Source organism: Alteromonas sp. KUL106 (genome assembly GCF_009811415.1).
Classification (GTDB): Bacteria; Pseudomonadota; Gammaproteobacteria; order Enterobacterales; family Alteromonadaceae; genus Alteromonas.
On sequence record NZ_BLIG01000016.1, the window covers coordinates 53,311 to 68,972 of the forward strand.

Sequence of the window (15,662 nt, forward strand, 5' to 3'; positions counted from 1 at the left end):
AATTCCTTGTTAGGCCGAATTAGCTGTTAACTACTTCAACAGGGGCGCTGTCTTTCAAGTTTTGGTGACCTGCGGTAACCACTTCTTCATTACCTTTTAAACCATTGATAACTTCAACGACTTCGTTGTTTTCAAAGCCTGTAGAAATATTAACTTTTTTAACTTTGCCATTATCGACAACAAATACGCTGTGGTTGTTATCAATGGTAACTAGCGCTCTGCGGGGCAGTAAGGTAGCGTTAGCATGGGTAGCATAAGCGAGTGATACATCGGTAAACATGCCGGCTTTAAGTTTGTTATCTTCGTTAGGTACTTTCAATGTCACTTTAAACGTGCCGGTGGTCGCATCTATTACTGGGCTAATTCGCTCTACGTTGGCCGTAATCGTCCTGTCGCCTAAGGCCGCAACTGTCAACTTAGCGCCTTGCCCAATGACCACGTTAGGCAGCTCGTTTTCGGGTAAATACACAATGCCTTGCAGATTGCGCTGCTGAACAATATGGAACATTCTCTCCCGTTGGAACGATTCGGTTAAGTTACCTACTTTGGCGTTTCGCTCTGCAATGTATCCATCAATTGGTGCTGTAATCGTGGCTTCTTTCAAATCAAGTTCAGCCAAACGTACAGACGCTTTTGCCGATTCAAATTGCGCTTTGAGTTTGTCGTAGGTATCGTCACTGATAAGCTTTTTAGAATATACTTTGTTGACTTTCTCTAGCTCACTTTCAATGCCGGCTAAATCAGCCAGTGCTTTTGACAAATTCAGCTCGTAGCGTCGCTTATCAAGTTGGGCCAGCACTTGACCTTTTTCAACATAATCACCTTCTTCCACGAAGATTTCTTCGATAATTCCAGACGCTCGCGCAACGACAAACGCTTCTTCGCGGGCTTCTAAAATAGCCGTGGTGTCGTAGGTTGACGTTATGTCGCCAGTGATGATGGTTTGCGTTTCAACAGGGATAGCGAAAACGGCTTCTTCCATTTCAGTGGTATTGGCTTTGTCGTTGACCGCATCGGCGTCGGAGCATGCGGCTATCGAAAGCGATAGCGCAACGATACCACTACCAACAAGTAGTTTGATCGAATTTGGCGAAAACGGTAATAGTGAGCAGAGCGGAGAGAAAGTGGTATTGCTTTGCGCTGATGTATCCATGGTCAATAACCCTAACGTAATTGTCGTTATATAATAATGACCGTCTACAGCAGCTAACATGCCAAAGATGTTAATTAATGTTAAATTGTATGTTTTTCAATAAGATAGATGTATAAAAAAGCATTTCAATAAAAAAGCCAACCTTGATGGTTGGCTTTTTTAGCTAATGCTTAGTGGTAATCACTAATAAGCGGTTTATTCCACTAAAGTTTATTAAACCAAAGTATAGCTTGTGGTGATGTCAACGTTACCCGTTAACATAAGCATGACAGAGCAATACTTCTCTGCAGAAAGTTGCACGGCGCGAGCAAGGGCTTTTTCGCTTATTCCTTCGCCAGACACTGTGTAGTGCGCGTGTATTTTAGTGAATACACGTGGTGGCTCTTCAGCACGCTCAGCGTCCAATTCACAATTACAGGCTTCGATGTTAAAACGGCCTTTTTTAAGAATGTCTACTACGTCAACACTCGAACAAGCACCAACGGCTAACAGTACTGACTCCATTGGAGATACGGCCTTACCGCTGCCGTCCATTACCGTTTTGTAGCCGCTGTCTGTTGTACCGGTAAATGTTAAATCCTGATCCCAAGAAACACGTGCTTTCATTGTTTGTCCTAATGTCATAAAAATAAAAAAGAGAGCGGCAAGTCAAGCTTGGTAAGCACGTCATAGCCGCCGCCCGAAGGGAGCGTTATGGAAGCCTTTTACGCTTTATCACAGTCCTTTAATTTAGCTCACTAGAGCGTCCAGGACCGTTTCGAGATTAAAAGGCTTCTATTTAAATCGAAATTTGTACACCAAAGATCAGCTGGCCTTAGTAAGGCGAATAGCGTCAGGCCCGAGCGTGATTTTCTTCTGCTTATACAACGCCCCTAATGCTTTTTTATAGGCCGCTTTACTTACGTTAAAATGAGAGTAAATGGCTTCTGGTGCACTCTTATCCGTTAACGTTGAAATACCACCATGGGCTTCTAAATCATCCAAAATAGCTTGCTGAAGGGCATCACGGCCACCTTTATCCACACGCTGAAGGGCTACGTCCACCTTTCCATCTTCACGAATGGTTTTAATTACACCTTCAGTGGCTTGCCCAACTTTAAGCGGCTTAAAAGCGTCACTGTGGAAGATTAGCCCTAGGCTCTTTTCATTGATAACTACCTTAAAGCCTAAATCTGTTTTGGCGTAGACTAAGCAATTCACTGTATCACCCTCGTTGAGATAGGCGCTGCTTTCCTTTAGGAAATAGTGAAGTTTAGTGGCACCCAAAATTCGTTGGGTTTTATCGTCAAAAAAGGTGTGAACGACGTAATACATACCGGGGTTAACCGGTTGAGCTTGGTAGTCGTTAGGCATTAATAGATCGTTTTCTAAGCCCCAATCGAAGAACGCGCCAAAATTAGTAGCAGACACCGCTTTAAGTACCTTGGTCTCGCCCACTTGAATAAGAGGTTTCTTCATGGTGGCATAGAGGTCGCCGCGCTGATCCGTGGCCACAAAGACTTCAACCTGTTGCCCCTCGGTGAGCGATGCTTCTACTTCGTCAATCGCAAGAGTAACGGTTTGCAGATCATCAGCATCATCTATAGCTATCACGCTGTCGTTCTCGTCATTGTTTTCGACAAGTGGCGCTAGAGCGTAGCCAAAGGGGTATTGGGCTACGACGCGTAATGTATTAATTTTTCCAATATTTATCATCAGCACTGACTTTTTAAAAAGAACAGGTAACATGATACTGGAATGAACGTAAGAGCTAAACCATTATGAAGTTAAATTGCGATTTAGGTGAGAGTTTTGGCGCGTGGTCTATGCCAGTGGAATCGGCCATCATGGCGGAAATAGATCAGGCAAACATAGCGTGTGGTTTTCATGCCGGCGACCCGTTAGTGATGAAGCAAGCTTTATTTCTAGCGAAAACCCATGGTGTAGCCATTGGTGCACATCCAGCGTATCCCGATCTTCAGGGGTTTGGTCGCAGAAGTATGACGGTAGCAGCCGATGAACTCATTGCTATGATCCAGTATCAAGTAAGTGCACTAAGCGGTATGGCAGCGCTGCACGGGACAATGGTCAGCTACGTGAAACCTCATGGTGCGCTTTACAATGATATGATGAAAGACCTTAACGTTAGGCGAGCAGTGATGAAAAGCATCGGTGAGATAAACGCTCAGTCTTCTCAAGAGCCGTTAGCCTTGATGGTGCAAGCGACGGCTAAAAATGACGAAATCAAAGAAGAGGCGAAAGGGTGGACATTACCGCTGTATTTTGAAGCCTTTTCCGACAGACGCTATACCGATGACGGTCTATTACAATCCCGTGCTATCGAAGGTGCGGTATTGGATGAGAATGCGGCACTGAGTCAGGCTGAGCAGCTTATAGAGTTTGGTACTGTAACTACCGCATCAGGAAAAACGTTGAAAATAGAAGCCGATTCCCTCTGCGTACATGGCGACACGCTAGGCGCGGTCAGCATTGCTCAAAGGATCAGAGCATTTCTATAAATTTGCCTCATTAAAAACACATTTATTAAGAATAATAACGGTATCAAGGACAGCAAATGCAAGCTTTTGGGCATATTAAGCGAATTGTGGTAGCGGGTGCTGACGCTATTATAATCTACTTTGACGGTGCTAATTTGGATGAAGCCAATACTGCGTGTCACCAAATGCTCGCGGCTATCGACGCGAGGCGAGCAAGTGTTAGACATAATGCGGCGAGTGAAGGCTTAGAGCATAACGCAGAAAGCCCATGGGGTTGGCTACGCGAGTGCGTGCCGTCGTACGACAGTTTATTGATTACCTTTGACATGACGTTAATTGACAATCATGGAGTGTATCGCGCCTTAAAGGCGTTAAGTACTGAACGCATCAATACGCAACCTGCTGATAATAAACCAGGTTTTGGTAATTCAGTGATTGAGATTCCCGTGTGGTATGGTGCGCCCAATGCGAGTGACTTAAGCGTTGTGAGTAAGAAGACCTCACTGTCTATTGAAGAGATTATCGAATTGCATACGAGCACTGCTTACAAAGTTTACGCTGTGGGATTTTCTCCTGGCTTTGCTTATTTAGGGGATATTCCAGAAGCACTTAAATGTGCACGGCTAGGTACACCGCGTAAGCGCGTTCCCAAAGGTGCTGTTGCGATTGCTGATAGGCAAACGGCGGTTTATCCCAGTGAGTCCCCGGGAGGATGGAATTTACTGGGGCTGACCGCGTTTGACATGCTTCTGCATACTGATCAAGACAGTGAATCCCGGTTAAAAGTTGGCGATGTTGTTAAGTTTGTGTCGATTACTGAACAGGAATATAAGTCAGCATTGAAGGTCGAACTATGAAAATTCAAGTGCTCAACAAAGGACTGTTTAGTCTAATCATTGATAATGGACGAGTAGGGCGACAACGGGATGGGTTTTGCGAATCAGGCCCTATGGATAGTAGCGCTTATGATTGGGCGAATTTTCTTGCTTTTAATCTAGACGGCACGCCGTGCATTGAGGCCATTGGCGAGATGCAATTACAGGTTGATGAAGAATGTATCATCGCAGTAACAGGTAGAGAGCCCGAACTTAGCATTGATGGACGCCCTATATCGCCTTACCAAAGTCAAAAAGTACCCGCAGGAGCCATCATTACTTTTGGTTGCGCACTACTTGGTAGTAAAGCCTACTTGGCAATATGTGGAAACTGGCAAGTCCCAAAAGCTGTGGGTAGTGCATGTACCGTGGTGCGTGAGCAATTGGGGGGAATAGATGGCAAGGGAAGTGTGTTAAAAGATGGCGATTGCATTGAAGTATTCGCTAATACAAGAATAAAAGACAGTGATAAAATGCGTACGTTACCTACACACCTCATTGACGATTACGGTTTTTTAGAAGCCATTAGGGTTGTGCCGGGGTATCAATTTTCATGCTTTAGTACTGTTGCTGTGCGTACTTTTGAAACCAGTACTTATACAGTTTCATCAGCCATTGACCGTATGGGCTTCAGGTTTACGGGAGAATCAGTTACCGCCGATATGGAGAACATGCGTTCGGAAGCAATTCATTTAGGTGCAATTCAAGTGCCCGGTGACGGGCAGCCTATTGTGATGATGCGCGACAGGCAAACACTTGGGGGCTATCCCAAGCTTGGCTGCGTGAGTCCGTGTGATATAAATCGTTTGGCTCAAGCAGTGCCTGGCGAGAAAGTTAATTTTATTTTTCAAAATGAAGAAGAGGCAAGGGTGGACTGGTTACTCATGACAAGTAGACGTCGCCGATTGCAAGGAGAAATATTGTGACAATTGCGTTTTTGAACGGTGAATATATGCCTCTTTCTGAAGCTAAGATTTCGCCGATGGACAGAGGTTTTCTCTTTGGTGACGGTATTTATGAAGTCATTCCAACATATTCTGGCCACGCAGTCGGCTTTAACGGTCACGCCACGCGTATGGCGCAGGGCCTAGAGGCTATCGAAATCTCTAATCCTTACACGGCAGAACAATGGCAAGACATTCTGTCGAATTTGGTCGCAAAGAATAAAACGTTTATTGAGAGCGAAAACATCGGCGTTTATTTCCACGTGAGTCGAGGGACTGATACCAAGCGTTTTCACGCCTATCCTAAGCATATAGCGCCTACCGTATTTGGTTTTGCCTTTGAAATCGCGCCACCTCAACCTACTGTAAAAGCAGACGTTAAACCGTTTAAAGTTGCTCTTCAACAAGATAAAAGATGGCAACGTTGCCATATTAAATCAACGTCTTTGTTAGGTAATGTGATGCATTACCAAGCAGGAGTAGATGCGGGTGTTAACGAAACTATCTTGTACAACGGTGAAGGTATGATCACTGAAGCAAGTTCGTGTAACGTATTTATGGTAAAAAACGAACGCATCTACACGCCGCCACTCAATCACGAACTGCTTCCTGGCGTAACACGCGCTATTGCCATAGAAGCATTCAAACAAGCGGGGTTGGTGGTTACCGAAACCTGGTTTACCAAGGAAGACCTGCTAGAAGCAGACGAGGTGTGGTTAACCTCATCGAGTAAAGAAGTTGCCCCGGTTGTAGAAGTTAATGGCAAACAGATTGGTACAGGGAAAGTTGGTGATGTCTGGGAGAAAGCAATTAAGGCTTACCACGCCTACAAATTTAAAGCGTGATAAATAAAAAGGCCCGCTTATTAGCGGGCCTACATTAAAAACTCACTATGACTTATTCAGACACGTTGTCGCAGTTTCCATCTGTGCACTCGCCGTACAAATAGAGACTGTGATGGGTTAATTTCATCTTGTGCTTCTTAGCAATCATTTCTTGGCGTTCTTCGATGATCTCGTCTTCAAATTCAATCACTTTTCCACACTTAAGACAAACCAAATGGTCGTGGTGATCTTTGTGGCTAATTTCGAATACTGACTTTCCACCTTCGAAATGGTGACGATTAAGAATACCTGCATCATCGAATTGGTTCAGGACTCGGTAGACGGTGGCAAGACCGATCTCTTCATCTTGTTCAATAAGAATTTTGTAAACGTCTTCGGCGCTGATGTGCTGGTTTTCTGGCTCTTGCAGAATTTGTAAGATTTTTAGGCGAGGCAGAGTGACTTTAAGCCCTGCTTTTTTCAATTCTTTATTTTGATCCATTACAACCTACTAAGAACGAGTGAATAAGTATTTGGTCGTTATTATAGGTAAGTTAAAACAATTTAAAAGGAAAACCGTGGAAACTTTGTTTTCTCGATGAAAATTTACCCATTGCCGTTATTTTGAAAAAGACAGCGCACTGTTAGTGTCTTGTATTAGACCGGCCAGACCAGTTGATAAGTCTCAGATAATGCTACTAAATAACTTTAATAAATAAAACTTTTGATGTATTGCATTAACATCCTGTTAAACTAAACTCAATATAGCGACAGAACGCTTCTTTTTTTTGGCATACAGTTTTAATGGAAGTGCCCATGCAGTTAACAATTATAAATAAAATCACATTAGGCTTCGGTCTATTCGGCTGCTTACTTTTGCTTACCAGTACGCTCTCTTACTTTGGACTCAGCAGTATAAAAGACTCTGCGTTAGATGTCGTAGAACAGAAGATGCCAGTGCAAACCAGTATGGTAAAAGTGAAAACAGAGATCCTTTCTTTGTCGGTTATCACCGCCAATGGCTATCACGTCGAAAATATTGCAGAGCTAAGCGCGAATAAAGAAACGTTTGATTCACTATCTGCTGCATTTGCAGAAGACTTGTCGCAGCTAACCTCTCTTATGCCTAAAAACAACATCGCATCTAATGCTGTAGAGGTCAGTTTGACCTACGTCGAGAGTAGCAATGAGATGTACCAGGCGATAAACGAGAGGATGAATATAGAAAGCGCTCTGGCGAAACAGCTCGAGAAAGTTCTTATGACAGCCGATGAGGCGAGCGCGTTAATGCTAGACCTCTCCTATTTAGAGGGGAGTAACCCTAGTATTGAAACACTTATTGGGGCGGGTACTGCTATCGACAATAAACTGCTTACGATGAACGACTCGTTTATTGAACTAGCGGAAAACAATAACGATTCACAAAGCGCGAACATAATTGAAGATTTAAATTATCAATTGAGCAATTTGCAAGTTGATAGAGACTATGTCAATCGCTTGGCATTGGATATTGATGATGGCGGTACAATAGAGGCGTTCAACGAGCAATATGATCTCCTGATTGAGGCGGTAAACGGCGCAAACGGCTTGATTGCTTTGCAACGCCAAAAACTGTTAGAGGTAGAAAAAGCAGCTGTTGCTCAGAAACAAGCACAAAAAGCCTTACAAACAGCACTTGCTGATATCAATAATCTGTTTGATGCAGTACAGGAACAATCTCTTGACGGGCAAAACGCCATTCTTGAGTCTGTTCAGGAGAATTTAGTCCGTAATATCATCGTTGCAATCTTGGGGTTGACCGCATCAATATTCTTGGCCGTGATAGTAACTCGCAGCATTTCAAAACCTCTAGGTCGGATAAATAAAGGGCTTAGTTTGTTGAGTAGAGGTGATCTCAGTACAAAACTATCAGAAGAAGGCAACGACGAGTTTTCTGCGTTATCAGCAAAAGTGAACAGTTTGACCGACAGTTTACGAGAGCTCGTTGGTAATATTCTTGAACAAGAAAAACGCCTCATAGAAATAACAAAGGAAAGCGTTGAGCTTGGTAATAAAAGCTTGGCAGAGGTGGACAAACAGAGAGAGCAAGTTACCGTTACCTCAGCGAACACAAAAAATGTTCAAGACAAGAGCCGCAGTAATCTTGCTCAAATTAATGATGCGATGGTTGCGCTTCGAGAGATAACGCAACAAAGCACAGACATTGGACATTTAGTTGATAAAAGTCGCCAGCAGGTGGCAAATCAAGCTAGACAAGCTGAATCTTCGTCACAGATTATAAGTAGATTGGATGACAATTCGCGCAGTATCGGAAGCATTTTAGACGTGATTAAAACGATAGCTGAGCAAACCAACTTATTGGCGCTAAACGCAGCCATTGAAGCGGCGAGAGCCGGTGAACAAGGCAGAGGATTTGCTGTAGTTGCAGATGAAGTCAGAACGTTGGCAAATCGCACACACGACTCAACAGAAGAAATTGAGCAAATGATTGGTAACTTGCAAAAAGATGCCGCTGAGGCTGTGAAAGCGATAAATGCGGGGCGTGAGCAAGCAAAAGAGGGGGTGCTCATCTCCCAACAAGTTGCTCAACAAGTTGAAAGCATTCGTCAGATTATTGAGCGCTTAAGCAATATTAATGAACATATTGTGGCAGATACCGAGCAGCAAGATGTATTGCTCGGTGACGTGGCGCAGAGCTTGAACAAGATTGTTGCCTTGGCGGATTCAAGTGCGCAGAGCACAAGGCAGTCGAATGAATCGACTATGATGCTAGATGCACAAACAGAAAGTCTGAGAAAAGCCGTTGAGCGTTTTCACCTTTAATTGCTAAAGCCTTGGCATACATTTAACCTAACTCGATATACCTAAAAACAAAGAAACCGCTCATTGAGCGGTTTCTTTTCGTTATCATTAACGGCTAAATCTGACTTAGTCTACGCCAGCTCTGCTAAGCATAGTTCGTCGTGGATTTGCTTGCACCACGCTTTAACGCGAGACTCTGTTAATTCAGGTTGACGGTCTTCATCAATACCAAGACCGACAAAATGATTGTCGTCAGCCATGCCTTTAGATGCTTCAAAATCATAGCCATCTGTTGACCATTGACCCACTAAAATTGCGCCCTTAGCTTCAACGATGTCGCGTACCATACCCATTGCATCGAGGAAGTACTCCGCATAATCTTCTTGGTCTCCACAACCAAATATGGCGACCAGCTTGTCATTGAAGTCGATTTGCTCGAGTTCAGGGAAGAAGTCATCCCAGTCGCATTGCGCTTCGCCGTAGTACCACGTAGGGATACCAAAGATTAGCAAATCAAATTCAGCGATGTCTTCTTTACTGCTCTTAGCAATGTCTTTAACATCAATTAGCTGTTTACCCAATTCCTTCTGGATCATTTTCGCAACATGTTCGGTGTTACCCGTGTCACTTCCGAAAAATAGGCCAACGCTTGCCATATCTAACCTCTATTAATCGTTACTAATTAAACGCCTGTGCTTAACCAAAACCATTCAATAATGCCCTTCGCAAGAAAACCGAGCGCACCTAAACCAAGCACACCATAGGTTACGACGCGTCCAATAAGCGGTACGTCGTTCTTACGTAGTACATCGTGTACAGCAAACCCCATTAACAAAAACAGTATAAATAGGCCGCCATACAACATGATGGACTCAATGAGTTCGTAATTTTCTGCAAGCATAGTGTTGTTACTTTAAAAAATCTGGCGCAATGATATCACAGTATGTACGCCTGTAAGAGCTTAAAACGTTCAAAAAAATGTAATCATAGTCATTCTCATCTTAAATGATAAAGACGCTTGATTTTCATGACGTTTTATTGAGCGTTCTTTCTACTATTGAGTTGAATGCTGCTGGCTTTTCAGCGTGTAACCAGTGCCCAGTACCTTCAATAATATGTGCCTTAGCGTTAGGGAAGTAACGACTAATTTCATCGCGGTAAGCAGAGGTAATGTAGTCAGACTCGCTGCCTTTAATAAATAAGGTTATGCCATTGAACGTCTGATTTGTTTGCTCCCAATCAATAATATGCGAATAACTGGCAATGAGCCCTTCCACATTAAATCGCCATTTCCACGCGCCGCTATCGTTCTGATAAAGGCTTTTCAAGAGAAACTGACGTACTCCTGGTTCCTTTACGTGAGCCGCCATTTCTTTCTCTGCTTCTTTTCTACTTTTAATTGTGTCTAAAGAAACAGAATTCAAGCCGTCAAACACCGCTTGATGACTATGCTGGTAACTTACAGGGGCAATATCAGCGACGATTAAATGCGATACATTTTTACCGTGATTCAATGCTAATTTCATTGCCACTTTACCGCCAAGTGAATGGCCTAATACTGCACTTTTTTCGATATTAAGCGATAGCATGAGATTAAAAATCGCTTCTGAAGCTTCTTCTATTGAAAACGCTGACGTCCACGGTGATTCGCCATGATCCGGTAAATCTACACTAAGAATGTTAAAGTTTGATTCAAAATGCCGTTTTATAACTGCCAGATTATCGGCATTACCAAAAAGGCCGTGGATCAATATTAACCATGGAGAAGACGCTTGGCTTTTTGAAATTTTGTAGTTTAACTCCACAATTTTACACCTATCTCTTATTAAACAAGTTGTACTTATTAACCTTTCGTTTAAATAAAATAGGGCCTGTAAAAACAGACCCTATTCAAACTGTTAAGCAGGCAAATTAATTAATGGCGTAATCGTTAAGAGATTTTCCACTGTCCAGTGCATCTTTGTAAACGCGAGGCATACGGCCAATGCCTGTCCAAAGATGTTCTTCGCCTTTTTGATCAACCAACTTATATTTTACCGGACGCTTTTTTCCAGTCTTTTTGTTTGTTTCAATATTCAGCGACTGTAAATCTTCTAAATTTAAGCCGGCTTCTTCTATTTGCTTTTTAATTGCCGCAAGCTTTTCTAATTTTTCTTTTTCTTGTTTTTCTTGTTCAAGCGCTTTTTCTTTTCTCTTTTCGATGATGCCGATAAGTTTTTCTTGAACTTGTTCTAGTTCTTCTATGCTTAATTCCTTAACAGCACCTTGTAAACGTCTTCCATGGGTTAAAATATCTAAAAATTCGCTCATTAATTAACCTTAATACGTTGTACTAAATTCCAGTTAGATAGTAATTAAAAGTAGCACAAAAAAAAAGCGAGCTACGCTCGCTTTTAAAAAATATCCGTTAAATTGCAAAAACTAATAAACATTGCCGCGTGACAATGACGGAAATTTACATGTTTGGATAATTGGGTCCACCTGCACCTTCTGGTACAACCCATTTAATGTTTTGACTAGGATCCTTAATATCACACGTTTTACAATGTACACAGTTTTGTGCGTTGATTTGAAAACGCTTCTGACCTTCTTCCTCAATTACCTCGTACACACCAGCGGGACAATAGCGCTGAGCTGGTTCTGCAAACTTTGGCAAATTAATTTCAATAGGAATTGAAGGATCTTTCAGCTTTAAATGACAAGGCTGGTCTTCTTCATGATTGGTATTAGATAAAAACACTGACGATAGTTTATCAAAGCTCAGCACGCCATCAGGCTTCGGATACGCAATTTCTTTGGCATCTTTTGCTTCTTTAAGCTGGGCGTAATCCTTGTGCTCATCTTTCATGGTAAAAAACATATTACCGTTAAAGAAATTTTGCTCTAAGGTATTAAACGCGCCGCCCCAGAAATTCCCTAGTTTGTGGATAGCCGGGCCGAAATTGCGAGAGCGGAATAATTCGTCGTACAGCCATGACGATTTAAATTTATCAGTAAAGCTAGTTAGCTCTTTTACAGGCGCTTCCGCGTTTTCTGTAATCGCTTCAAAAATACTTTCAGCGGCTAACATGCCTGATTTCATTGCGGTATGGTTTCCTTTTATTTTGGCAAAATTAAGCGTGCCTGCTTCACAGCCAACCAATAAACCACCAGGGAAAGTCATTTTGGGTAACGAGTTAAATCCACCCTTCGCAATCGCGCGGGCCCCGTACGACACGCGCTTGCCGCCTTCCAGGTATTGCTTGAATACTGGGTGGTGCTTTAGACGCTGGAATTCGTCAAAAGGGCTTAAATATGGATTGTCATAGTTGAGGTCAACGATTAAGCCAACGAATACCTGATTATCTTCAGCGTGATAAAGGTAGCTCCCGCCCGTGGCGTCATTAAGCGGCCATCCTGCACTGTGCACGACCAAGCCCGGTTGATGTTTCGCAGGATCGATATCCCAAATTTCTTTAAAGCCAATTGCATAGTGCTGAGGCGAGCTTTCCTGATCTAGCTTGAAGTGAGAAATTAATTCTTTACCTAAGTGACCGCGACAGCCCTCTGCAAACACGGTGTATTTGGCGCGAAGCTCCATGCCCGGCATGTAGCCATCTTTAGGCTCACCGTTTTCGCCCACGCCCATGTCGCCAGTTAACACACCGCCAACACTGCCGTCTTCGTTATAAATAACGTCAGAAGCGGCAAAACCCGGGAATACCTCTACGCCTAGTTGTTCAGCTTGTTCTGCTAACCATCGACATACATTACCCATAGATACAATGTAGTTGCCATCATTGTGCATCGTTTTCGGCGTAATACCGTTTGGTAGCTTTTTCGCTGACGTTTCATCGTTAAGCAGGTAAATGTGGTCTTCCGTTACTGGGGTATTGAGTGGGGCGCCTTTCTCTTTCCAATCAGGGAAAAGTTCATTGAGCGATCGAGGCTCAAATACGGCACCAGAAAGAATATGCGCACCTACTTCGGAGCCTTTTTCGACCACACAAACCATTAGCTCTTGGTCTTTTTCATTTGCAAGCTGCATAAGCTTACAAGCCGTTGATAATCCAGCTGGGCCGGCACCGACGATGACTACGTCAAACTCCATCGATTCTCGTTCCACGGGAGGCTCCTTATGTTTGAATTTTTATAATGCACTATTGATGAAACAAATAATGCTTTGTGTCAAAAACATGTAAATTAATTGTCGTTTTGCAAGGTAATGCAGGTTGACGTTTACGTCAACAGTAAGTACATTGCAAAGCAGTTTACGTTAACGTTAACTGGCGGGTGATTATAACCGCTCGTAAACGTGGTGTTAACGTCGTTTTAAGGCTAGCCTTTAAAAAACGTACGTTCCACAGTTCCTTTTTTAACGTAGAAGCATTGTTAAAGTTTCAAAAAGCGTGGTGATGTAATACGTTTTTAATTATTAATAGTTAATTATTAATGAAACGTAATTAGCACCGACGAACTCAACAATTGAGGTAAATATGAAAATACTCGTACCGGTCAAACGCGCGATCGACTACAACGTTAAGGTAAGAGTGAAGGCTGATGAATCAGGCGTAGATCTTACTAACGCAAAAATGGCAATTAATCCGTTTTGCGAAATTGCTGTTGAAGAAGCCGTTCGATTAAAAGAAAAGGGCGTGGCCACTGAAATCGTTGTTGTTTCAATTGGTGACAAAAGCTGCCAAGAACAAATACGCACAGCACTCGCCTTAGGTGCTGATCGTGGTATCCAAATTGATACCGACCAAAACCTTGATTCACTTCAAGTGGCAAAGCTTTTAGCCAAAGTGGTAGAAGAAGAGCAGCCTCAGCTTGTTATTCTTGGTAAGCAGAGCATTGACTCTGATAATAACCAGACTGGTCAGATGCTGGCTGCATTAACTGGCATGCCGCAAGGAACCTTTGCGTCAGAAGTGGTTGTAGATGGCGAGAAAGTTAATGTTACCCGTGAAATCGACGGTGGCCTTCAAACGGTTGCGCTTTCGCTTCCAGCAGTAGTAACAACTGATCTTCGTCTGAATGAACCGCGTTACGCGTCACTTCCAAACATCATGAAAGCAAAACGTAAGCCCCTAGATGTTAAAGCGGCTGCTGACTTTGGTGTTGCGCTAGAGTCTAACGTAAAAGTATTAAAAGTTACGCCACCTCCTCAGCGCGAGGGCGGCATTAAAGTGGCAGACGTTGCTGAGTTGGTAGACAAGTTAAAAAATGAAGCAAAGGTGATCTCATGAGCGTACTCGTATATGCAGAACACGATAATACAAGCTTAAAGACGGAAACGCACAAGCTTGTCAACGCGGCACAGAAAATGGGCGGCGATATCCACGTGCTAGTGGCAGGTGAAGGTTGCCAAGCAGTTGCCGAAGCTGCGGCTCAAATTGACGGCGTAGCAAAAGTATTAGTTGCAGACAATGCGGCGTACAAGCATCAATTAGCTGAAAATACAGCGGATTTAGTTGTTGAGATGGCGAGTGATTATAGCCACGTTGTTGCAGCAGCAACAACGACTGGTAAAAACTTCATGCCTCGCGTGGCAGCACTATTAGATGTAGCGCAAATCTCTGACATCATTGGTGTAGAAAGCGACGATACCTTTATTCGCCCAATTTATGCGGGTAACGCCATTGCTACCGTACAGTCGTCTGACGTTAAGAAAGTGATTACGGTTCGCGCAGCATCATTCGATGCAGCGGCAACAGGCGGTAGTGCAGAAGTCACCGCTGTGGATGTAGTTAAAGGTAGTGAAAAATCTGATTTCGTTTCAGCAGAGCTTACTGAATCAGAGCGCCCAGAACTTACCGCTGCCGAAGTGGTTATTTCCGGTGGTCGCGGTATGCAAAATGGCGATAACTTTAAGTTACTTGAAGGCATTGCTGACAAACTGGGTGCGGCTATTGGTGCATCGCGCGCCGCAGTAGACGCTGGATTCGTACCTAACGACATGCAAGTAGGTCAAACCGGTAAGATTGTTGCGCCTCAGCTTTATATTGCAGTAGGTATTTCAGGTGCAATACAGCATCTTGCTGGTATGAAGGACTCTAAAGTCATTGTCGCTATCAACAAAGATGAAGAAGCTCCCATTTTCCAAGTTGCTGATTATGGTTTGGTGGGTGACTTGTTCGAAGTGCTTCCAGCGCTTGAAAGCTCGCTGTGATAATCGCAATTAAATGAGAAAAGGCTGCATTAATGCAGCCTTTTTTGTAGGGATTGGTTGTTCAATACGCGCGGTATCTTATAAGTATAGTGCTCAGATTAGAACTCGGGGTTACACTCGAACAACAGAGTTGTCCTCAATGCTTACAGGTGAAGGTATGTACGCATCGGCATCCCAGTCATTCTCCCATTTTTCACCGTCTAGAAGATATCGAAATTGGTACTCGTTATCTTTTTCAAGGTCAACGGTTAATGTAAAGTCGCCGCTTTTGAGCTTCTTCATTGTTAATGGCTGTGTTTTCCAATCAGTGAAATCTCCACATAGAGATGCTTCTGTGGCGTCTTTTGCCGCTTCCGCATTTAGTCGAAATGTCACTTTGCACAGAGGTTTTGATTTAAGGTATTGTTTCTTAAGACTCATAATCTGTTTTCCCTTC

Annotated in this window: 17 protein-coding genes; 7 read left to right on the top strand and 10 right to left on the bottom strand. The window is 43.3% G+C overall.

Annotation, left to right across the window (positions count from 1 at the left end; all coding sequences use genetic code 11):
- Positions 1-19: 19 nt before the first annotated feature.
- The 3 genes from GVO63_RS05970 to GVO63_RS05980 form a co-directional block, all read right to left on the bottom strand.
- On the bottom strand, positions 20-1,153 hold the full coding sequence (locus GVO63_RS05970) for an efflux RND transporter periplasmic adaptor subunit (RefSeq protein WP_159578494.1): 1,134 nt from the start codon (positions 1,151-1,153) through the stop codon (positions 20-22).
- A 213-nt stretch (positions 1,154-1,366) separates the two neighbouring features.
- Positions 1,367-1,759 (bottom strand): OsmC family protein, encoded by a 393-nt coding sequence (locus GVO63_RS05975; protein WP_159489510.1) that lies wholly within the window; start codon positions 1,757-1,759, stop codon positions 1,367-1,369.
- Positions 1,760-1,957: 198 nt separating this feature from the next.
- Positions 1,958-2,848, bottom strand: coding sequence for a S1 RNA-binding domain-containing protein (locus GVO63_RS05980; protein WP_159489511.1), 891 nt, complete (start codon positions 2,846-2,848; stop codon positions 1,958-1,960).
- A 65-nt stretch (positions 2,849-2,913) separates the two neighbouring features.
- Here GVO63_RS05980 and GVO63_RS05985 point away from each other — a divergent pair, with 65 nt between their 5' ends.
- The 4 genes from GVO63_RS05985 to GVO63_RS06000 are packed head-to-tail and all read left to right on the top strand — an operon-like array spanning position 2,914 to position 6,294.
- The gene (locus GVO63_RS05985) at positions 2,914-3,651 is read left to right on the top strand and encodes a 5-oxoprolinase subunit PxpA (RefSeq protein WP_159578495.1); all 738 of its coding nucleotides are present in this window, start codon (positions 2,914-2,916) and stop codon (positions 3,649-3,651) included.
- Positions 3,652-3,707: 56 nt separating this feature from the next.
- The gene (locus GVO63_RS05990) at positions 3,708-4,487 is read left to right on the top strand and encodes an allophanate hydrolase subunit 1 (RefSeq protein WP_159578496.1); all 780 of its coding nucleotides are present in this window, start codon (positions 3,708-3,710) and stop codon (positions 4,485-4,487) included.
- Positions 4,484-5,431 (top strand): biotin-dependent carboxyltransferase family protein, encoded by a 948-nt coding sequence (locus GVO63_RS05995; protein WP_159578497.1) that lies wholly within the window; start codon positions 4,484-4,486, stop codon positions 5,429-5,431. The genes GVO63_RS05990 and GVO63_RS05995 overlap by 4 nt, the downstream gene beginning before the upstream one ends.
- Positions 5,428-6,294, top strand: coding sequence for a D-amino acid aminotransferase (locus GVO63_RS06000; RefSeq protein WP_159578498.1), 867 nt, complete (start codon positions 5,428-5,430; stop codon positions 6,292-6,294). The genes GVO63_RS05995 and GVO63_RS06000 overlap by 4 nt, the downstream gene beginning before the upstream one ends.
- Before the next feature lie 52 nt (positions 6,295-6,346).
- On the opposite strand, the gene fur is transcribed toward GVO63_RS06000, so the two are convergent.
- The gene (fur, locus tag GVO63_RS06005; RefSeq protein WP_159489516.1) at positions 6,347-6,775 is read right to left on the bottom strand and encodes a ferric iron uptake transcriptional regulator; all 429 of its coding nucleotides are present in this window, start codon (positions 6,773-6,775) and stop codon (positions 6,347-6,349) included.
- 314 nt (positions 6,776-7,089) lie between these two features.
- Between fur and GVO63_RS06010 the strand changes: the two genes are divergently transcribed.
- Positions 7,090-9,096, top strand: a complete 2,007-nt coding sequence (locus GVO63_RS06010) for a methyl-accepting chemotaxis protein (protein WP_159578499.1) — start codon at positions 7,090-7,092, stop codon at positions 9,094-9,096.
- Between the two features lie 110 nt (positions 9,097-9,206).
- On the opposite strand, the gene fldA is transcribed toward GVO63_RS06010, so the two are convergent.
- The 5 genes from fldA to GVO63_RS06035 all read right to left on the bottom strand — a co-directional run bounded on the left by fldA (position 9,207) and on the right by GVO63_RS06035 (position 13,180).
- On the bottom strand, positions 9,207-9,731 hold the full coding sequence (gene fldA, locus GVO63_RS06015) for a flavodoxin FldA (protein WP_159489518.1): 525 nt from the start codon (positions 9,729-9,731) through the stop codon (positions 9,207-9,209).
- Between the two features lie 26 nt (positions 9,732-9,757).
- The gene (locus GVO63_RS06020) at positions 9,758-9,976 is read right to left on the bottom strand and encodes a DUF2788 domain-containing protein (RefSeq protein ID WP_159489520.1); all 219 of its coding nucleotides are present in this window, start codon (positions 9,974-9,976) and stop codon (positions 9,758-9,760) included.
- 124 nt (positions 9,977-10,100) lie between these two features.
- Positions 10,101-10,880, bottom strand: a complete 780-nt coding sequence (locus tag GVO63_RS06025; protein ID WP_159578500.1) for an alpha/beta fold hydrolase — start codon at positions 10,878-10,880, stop codon at positions 10,101-10,103.
- Between the two features lie 106 nt (positions 10,881-10,986).
- Entirely contained in the window at positions 10,987-11,385 is a 399-nt protein-coding gene (locus tag GVO63_RS06030; protein ID WP_159578501.1) for an H-NS family nucleoid-associated regulatory protein, read from the bottom strand.
- A 145-nt stretch (positions 11,386-11,530) separates the two neighbouring features.
- Positions 11,531-13,180: an electron transfer flavoprotein-ubiquinone oxidoreductase gene (locus tag GVO63_RS06035; RefSeq protein WP_159489526.1), complete on the bottom strand. Its 1,650-nt coding sequence runs from the start codon at positions 13,178-13,180 to the stop codon at positions 11,531-11,533.
- 370 nt (positions 13,181-13,550) lie between these two features.
- Between GVO63_RS06035 and GVO63_RS06040 the strand changes: the two genes are divergently transcribed.
- Positions 13,551-14,303 carry an electron transfer flavoprotein subunit beta/FixA family protein gene (locus tag GVO63_RS06040; RefSeq protein WP_039216447.1) on the top strand — a complete coding sequence of 251 codons (753 nt, stop codon included), beginning with the start codon at positions 13,551-13,553 and terminating at the stop codon, positions 14,301-14,303.
- The gene (locus GVO63_RS06045; RefSeq protein WP_159578502.1) at positions 14,300-15,226 is read left to right on the top strand and encodes an electron transfer flavoprotein subunit alpha/FixB family protein; all 927 of its coding nucleotides are present in this window, start codon (positions 14,300-14,302) and stop codon (positions 15,224-15,226) included. Before GVO63_RS06040 ends, GVO63_RS06045 begins: the two co-directional genes overlap by 4 nt.
- A gap of 111 nt (positions 15,227-15,337) precedes the next feature.
- On the opposite strand, the gene GVO63_RS06050 is transcribed toward GVO63_RS06045, so the two are convergent.
- Positions 15,338-15,646, bottom strand: a complete 309-nt coding sequence (locus tag GVO63_RS06050; protein WP_159578503.1) for an isoamylase early set domain-containing protein — start codon at positions 15,644-15,646, stop codon at positions 15,338-15,340.
- Positions 15,647-15,662: the final 16 nt, after the last annotated feature.

Bases quoted from the DNA above. Each gene is read 5' to 3' on its own strand.
- GVO63_RS05985 (WP_159578495.1), top strand. From the start codon at position 2,914: ATGAAGTTAAATTGCGATTTAGGTGAGAGTTTTGGCGCGTGGTCTATG.
- GVO63_RS06020 (WP_159489520.1), bottom strand. From the start codon at position 9,976: ATGCTTGCAGAAAATTACGAACTCATTGAGTCCATCATGTTGTATGGC.
- GVO63_RS06050 (WP_159578503.1), bottom strand. From the start codon at position 15,646: ATGAGTCTTAAGAAACAATACCTTAAATCAAAACCTCTGTGCAAAGTG.
- GVO63_RS05975 (WP_159489510.1), bottom strand. From the start codon at position 1,759: ATGAAAGCACGTGTTTCTTGGGATCAGGATTTAACATTTACCGGTACA.
- GVO63_RS05980 (WP_159489511.1), bottom strand. From the start codon at position 2,848: ATGATAAATATTGGAAAAATTAATACATTACGCGTCGTAGCCCAATAC.
- fur (WP_159489516.1), bottom strand. From the start codon at position 6,775: ATGGATCAAAATAAAGAATTGAAAAAAGCAGGGCTTAAAGTCACTCTG.
- fldA (WP_159489518.1), bottom strand. From the start codon at position 9,731: ATGGCAAGCGTTGGCCTATTTTTCGGAAGTGACACGGGTAACACCGAA.
- GVO63_RS05990 (WP_159578496.1), top strand. From the start codon at position 3,708: ATGCAAGCTTTTGGGCATATTAAGCGAATTGTGGTAGCGGGTGCTGAC.
- GVO63_RS06030 (WP_159578501.1), bottom strand. From the start codon at position 11,385: ATGAGCGAATTTTTAGATATTTTAACCCATGGAAGACGTTTACAAGGT.
- GVO63_RS06040 (WP_039216447.1), top strand. From the start codon at position 13,551: ATGAAAATACTCGTACCGGTCAAACGCGCGATCGACTACAACGTTAAG.
- GVO63_RS05995 (WP_159578497.1), top strand. From the start codon at position 4,484: ATGAAAATTCAAGTGCTCAACAAAGGACTGTTTAGTCTAATCATTGAT.
- GVO63_RS06010 (WP_159578499.1), top strand. From the start codon at position 7,090: ATGCAGTTAACAATTATAAATAAAATCACATTAGGCTTCGGTCTATTC.
- GVO63_RS05970 (WP_159578494.1), bottom strand. From the start codon at position 1,153: ATGGATACATCAGCGCAAAGCAATACCACTTTCTCTCCGCTCTGCTCA.
- GVO63_RS06045 (WP_159578502.1), top strand. From the start codon at position 14,300: ATGAGCGTACTCGTATATGCAGAACACGATAATACAAGCTTAAAGACG.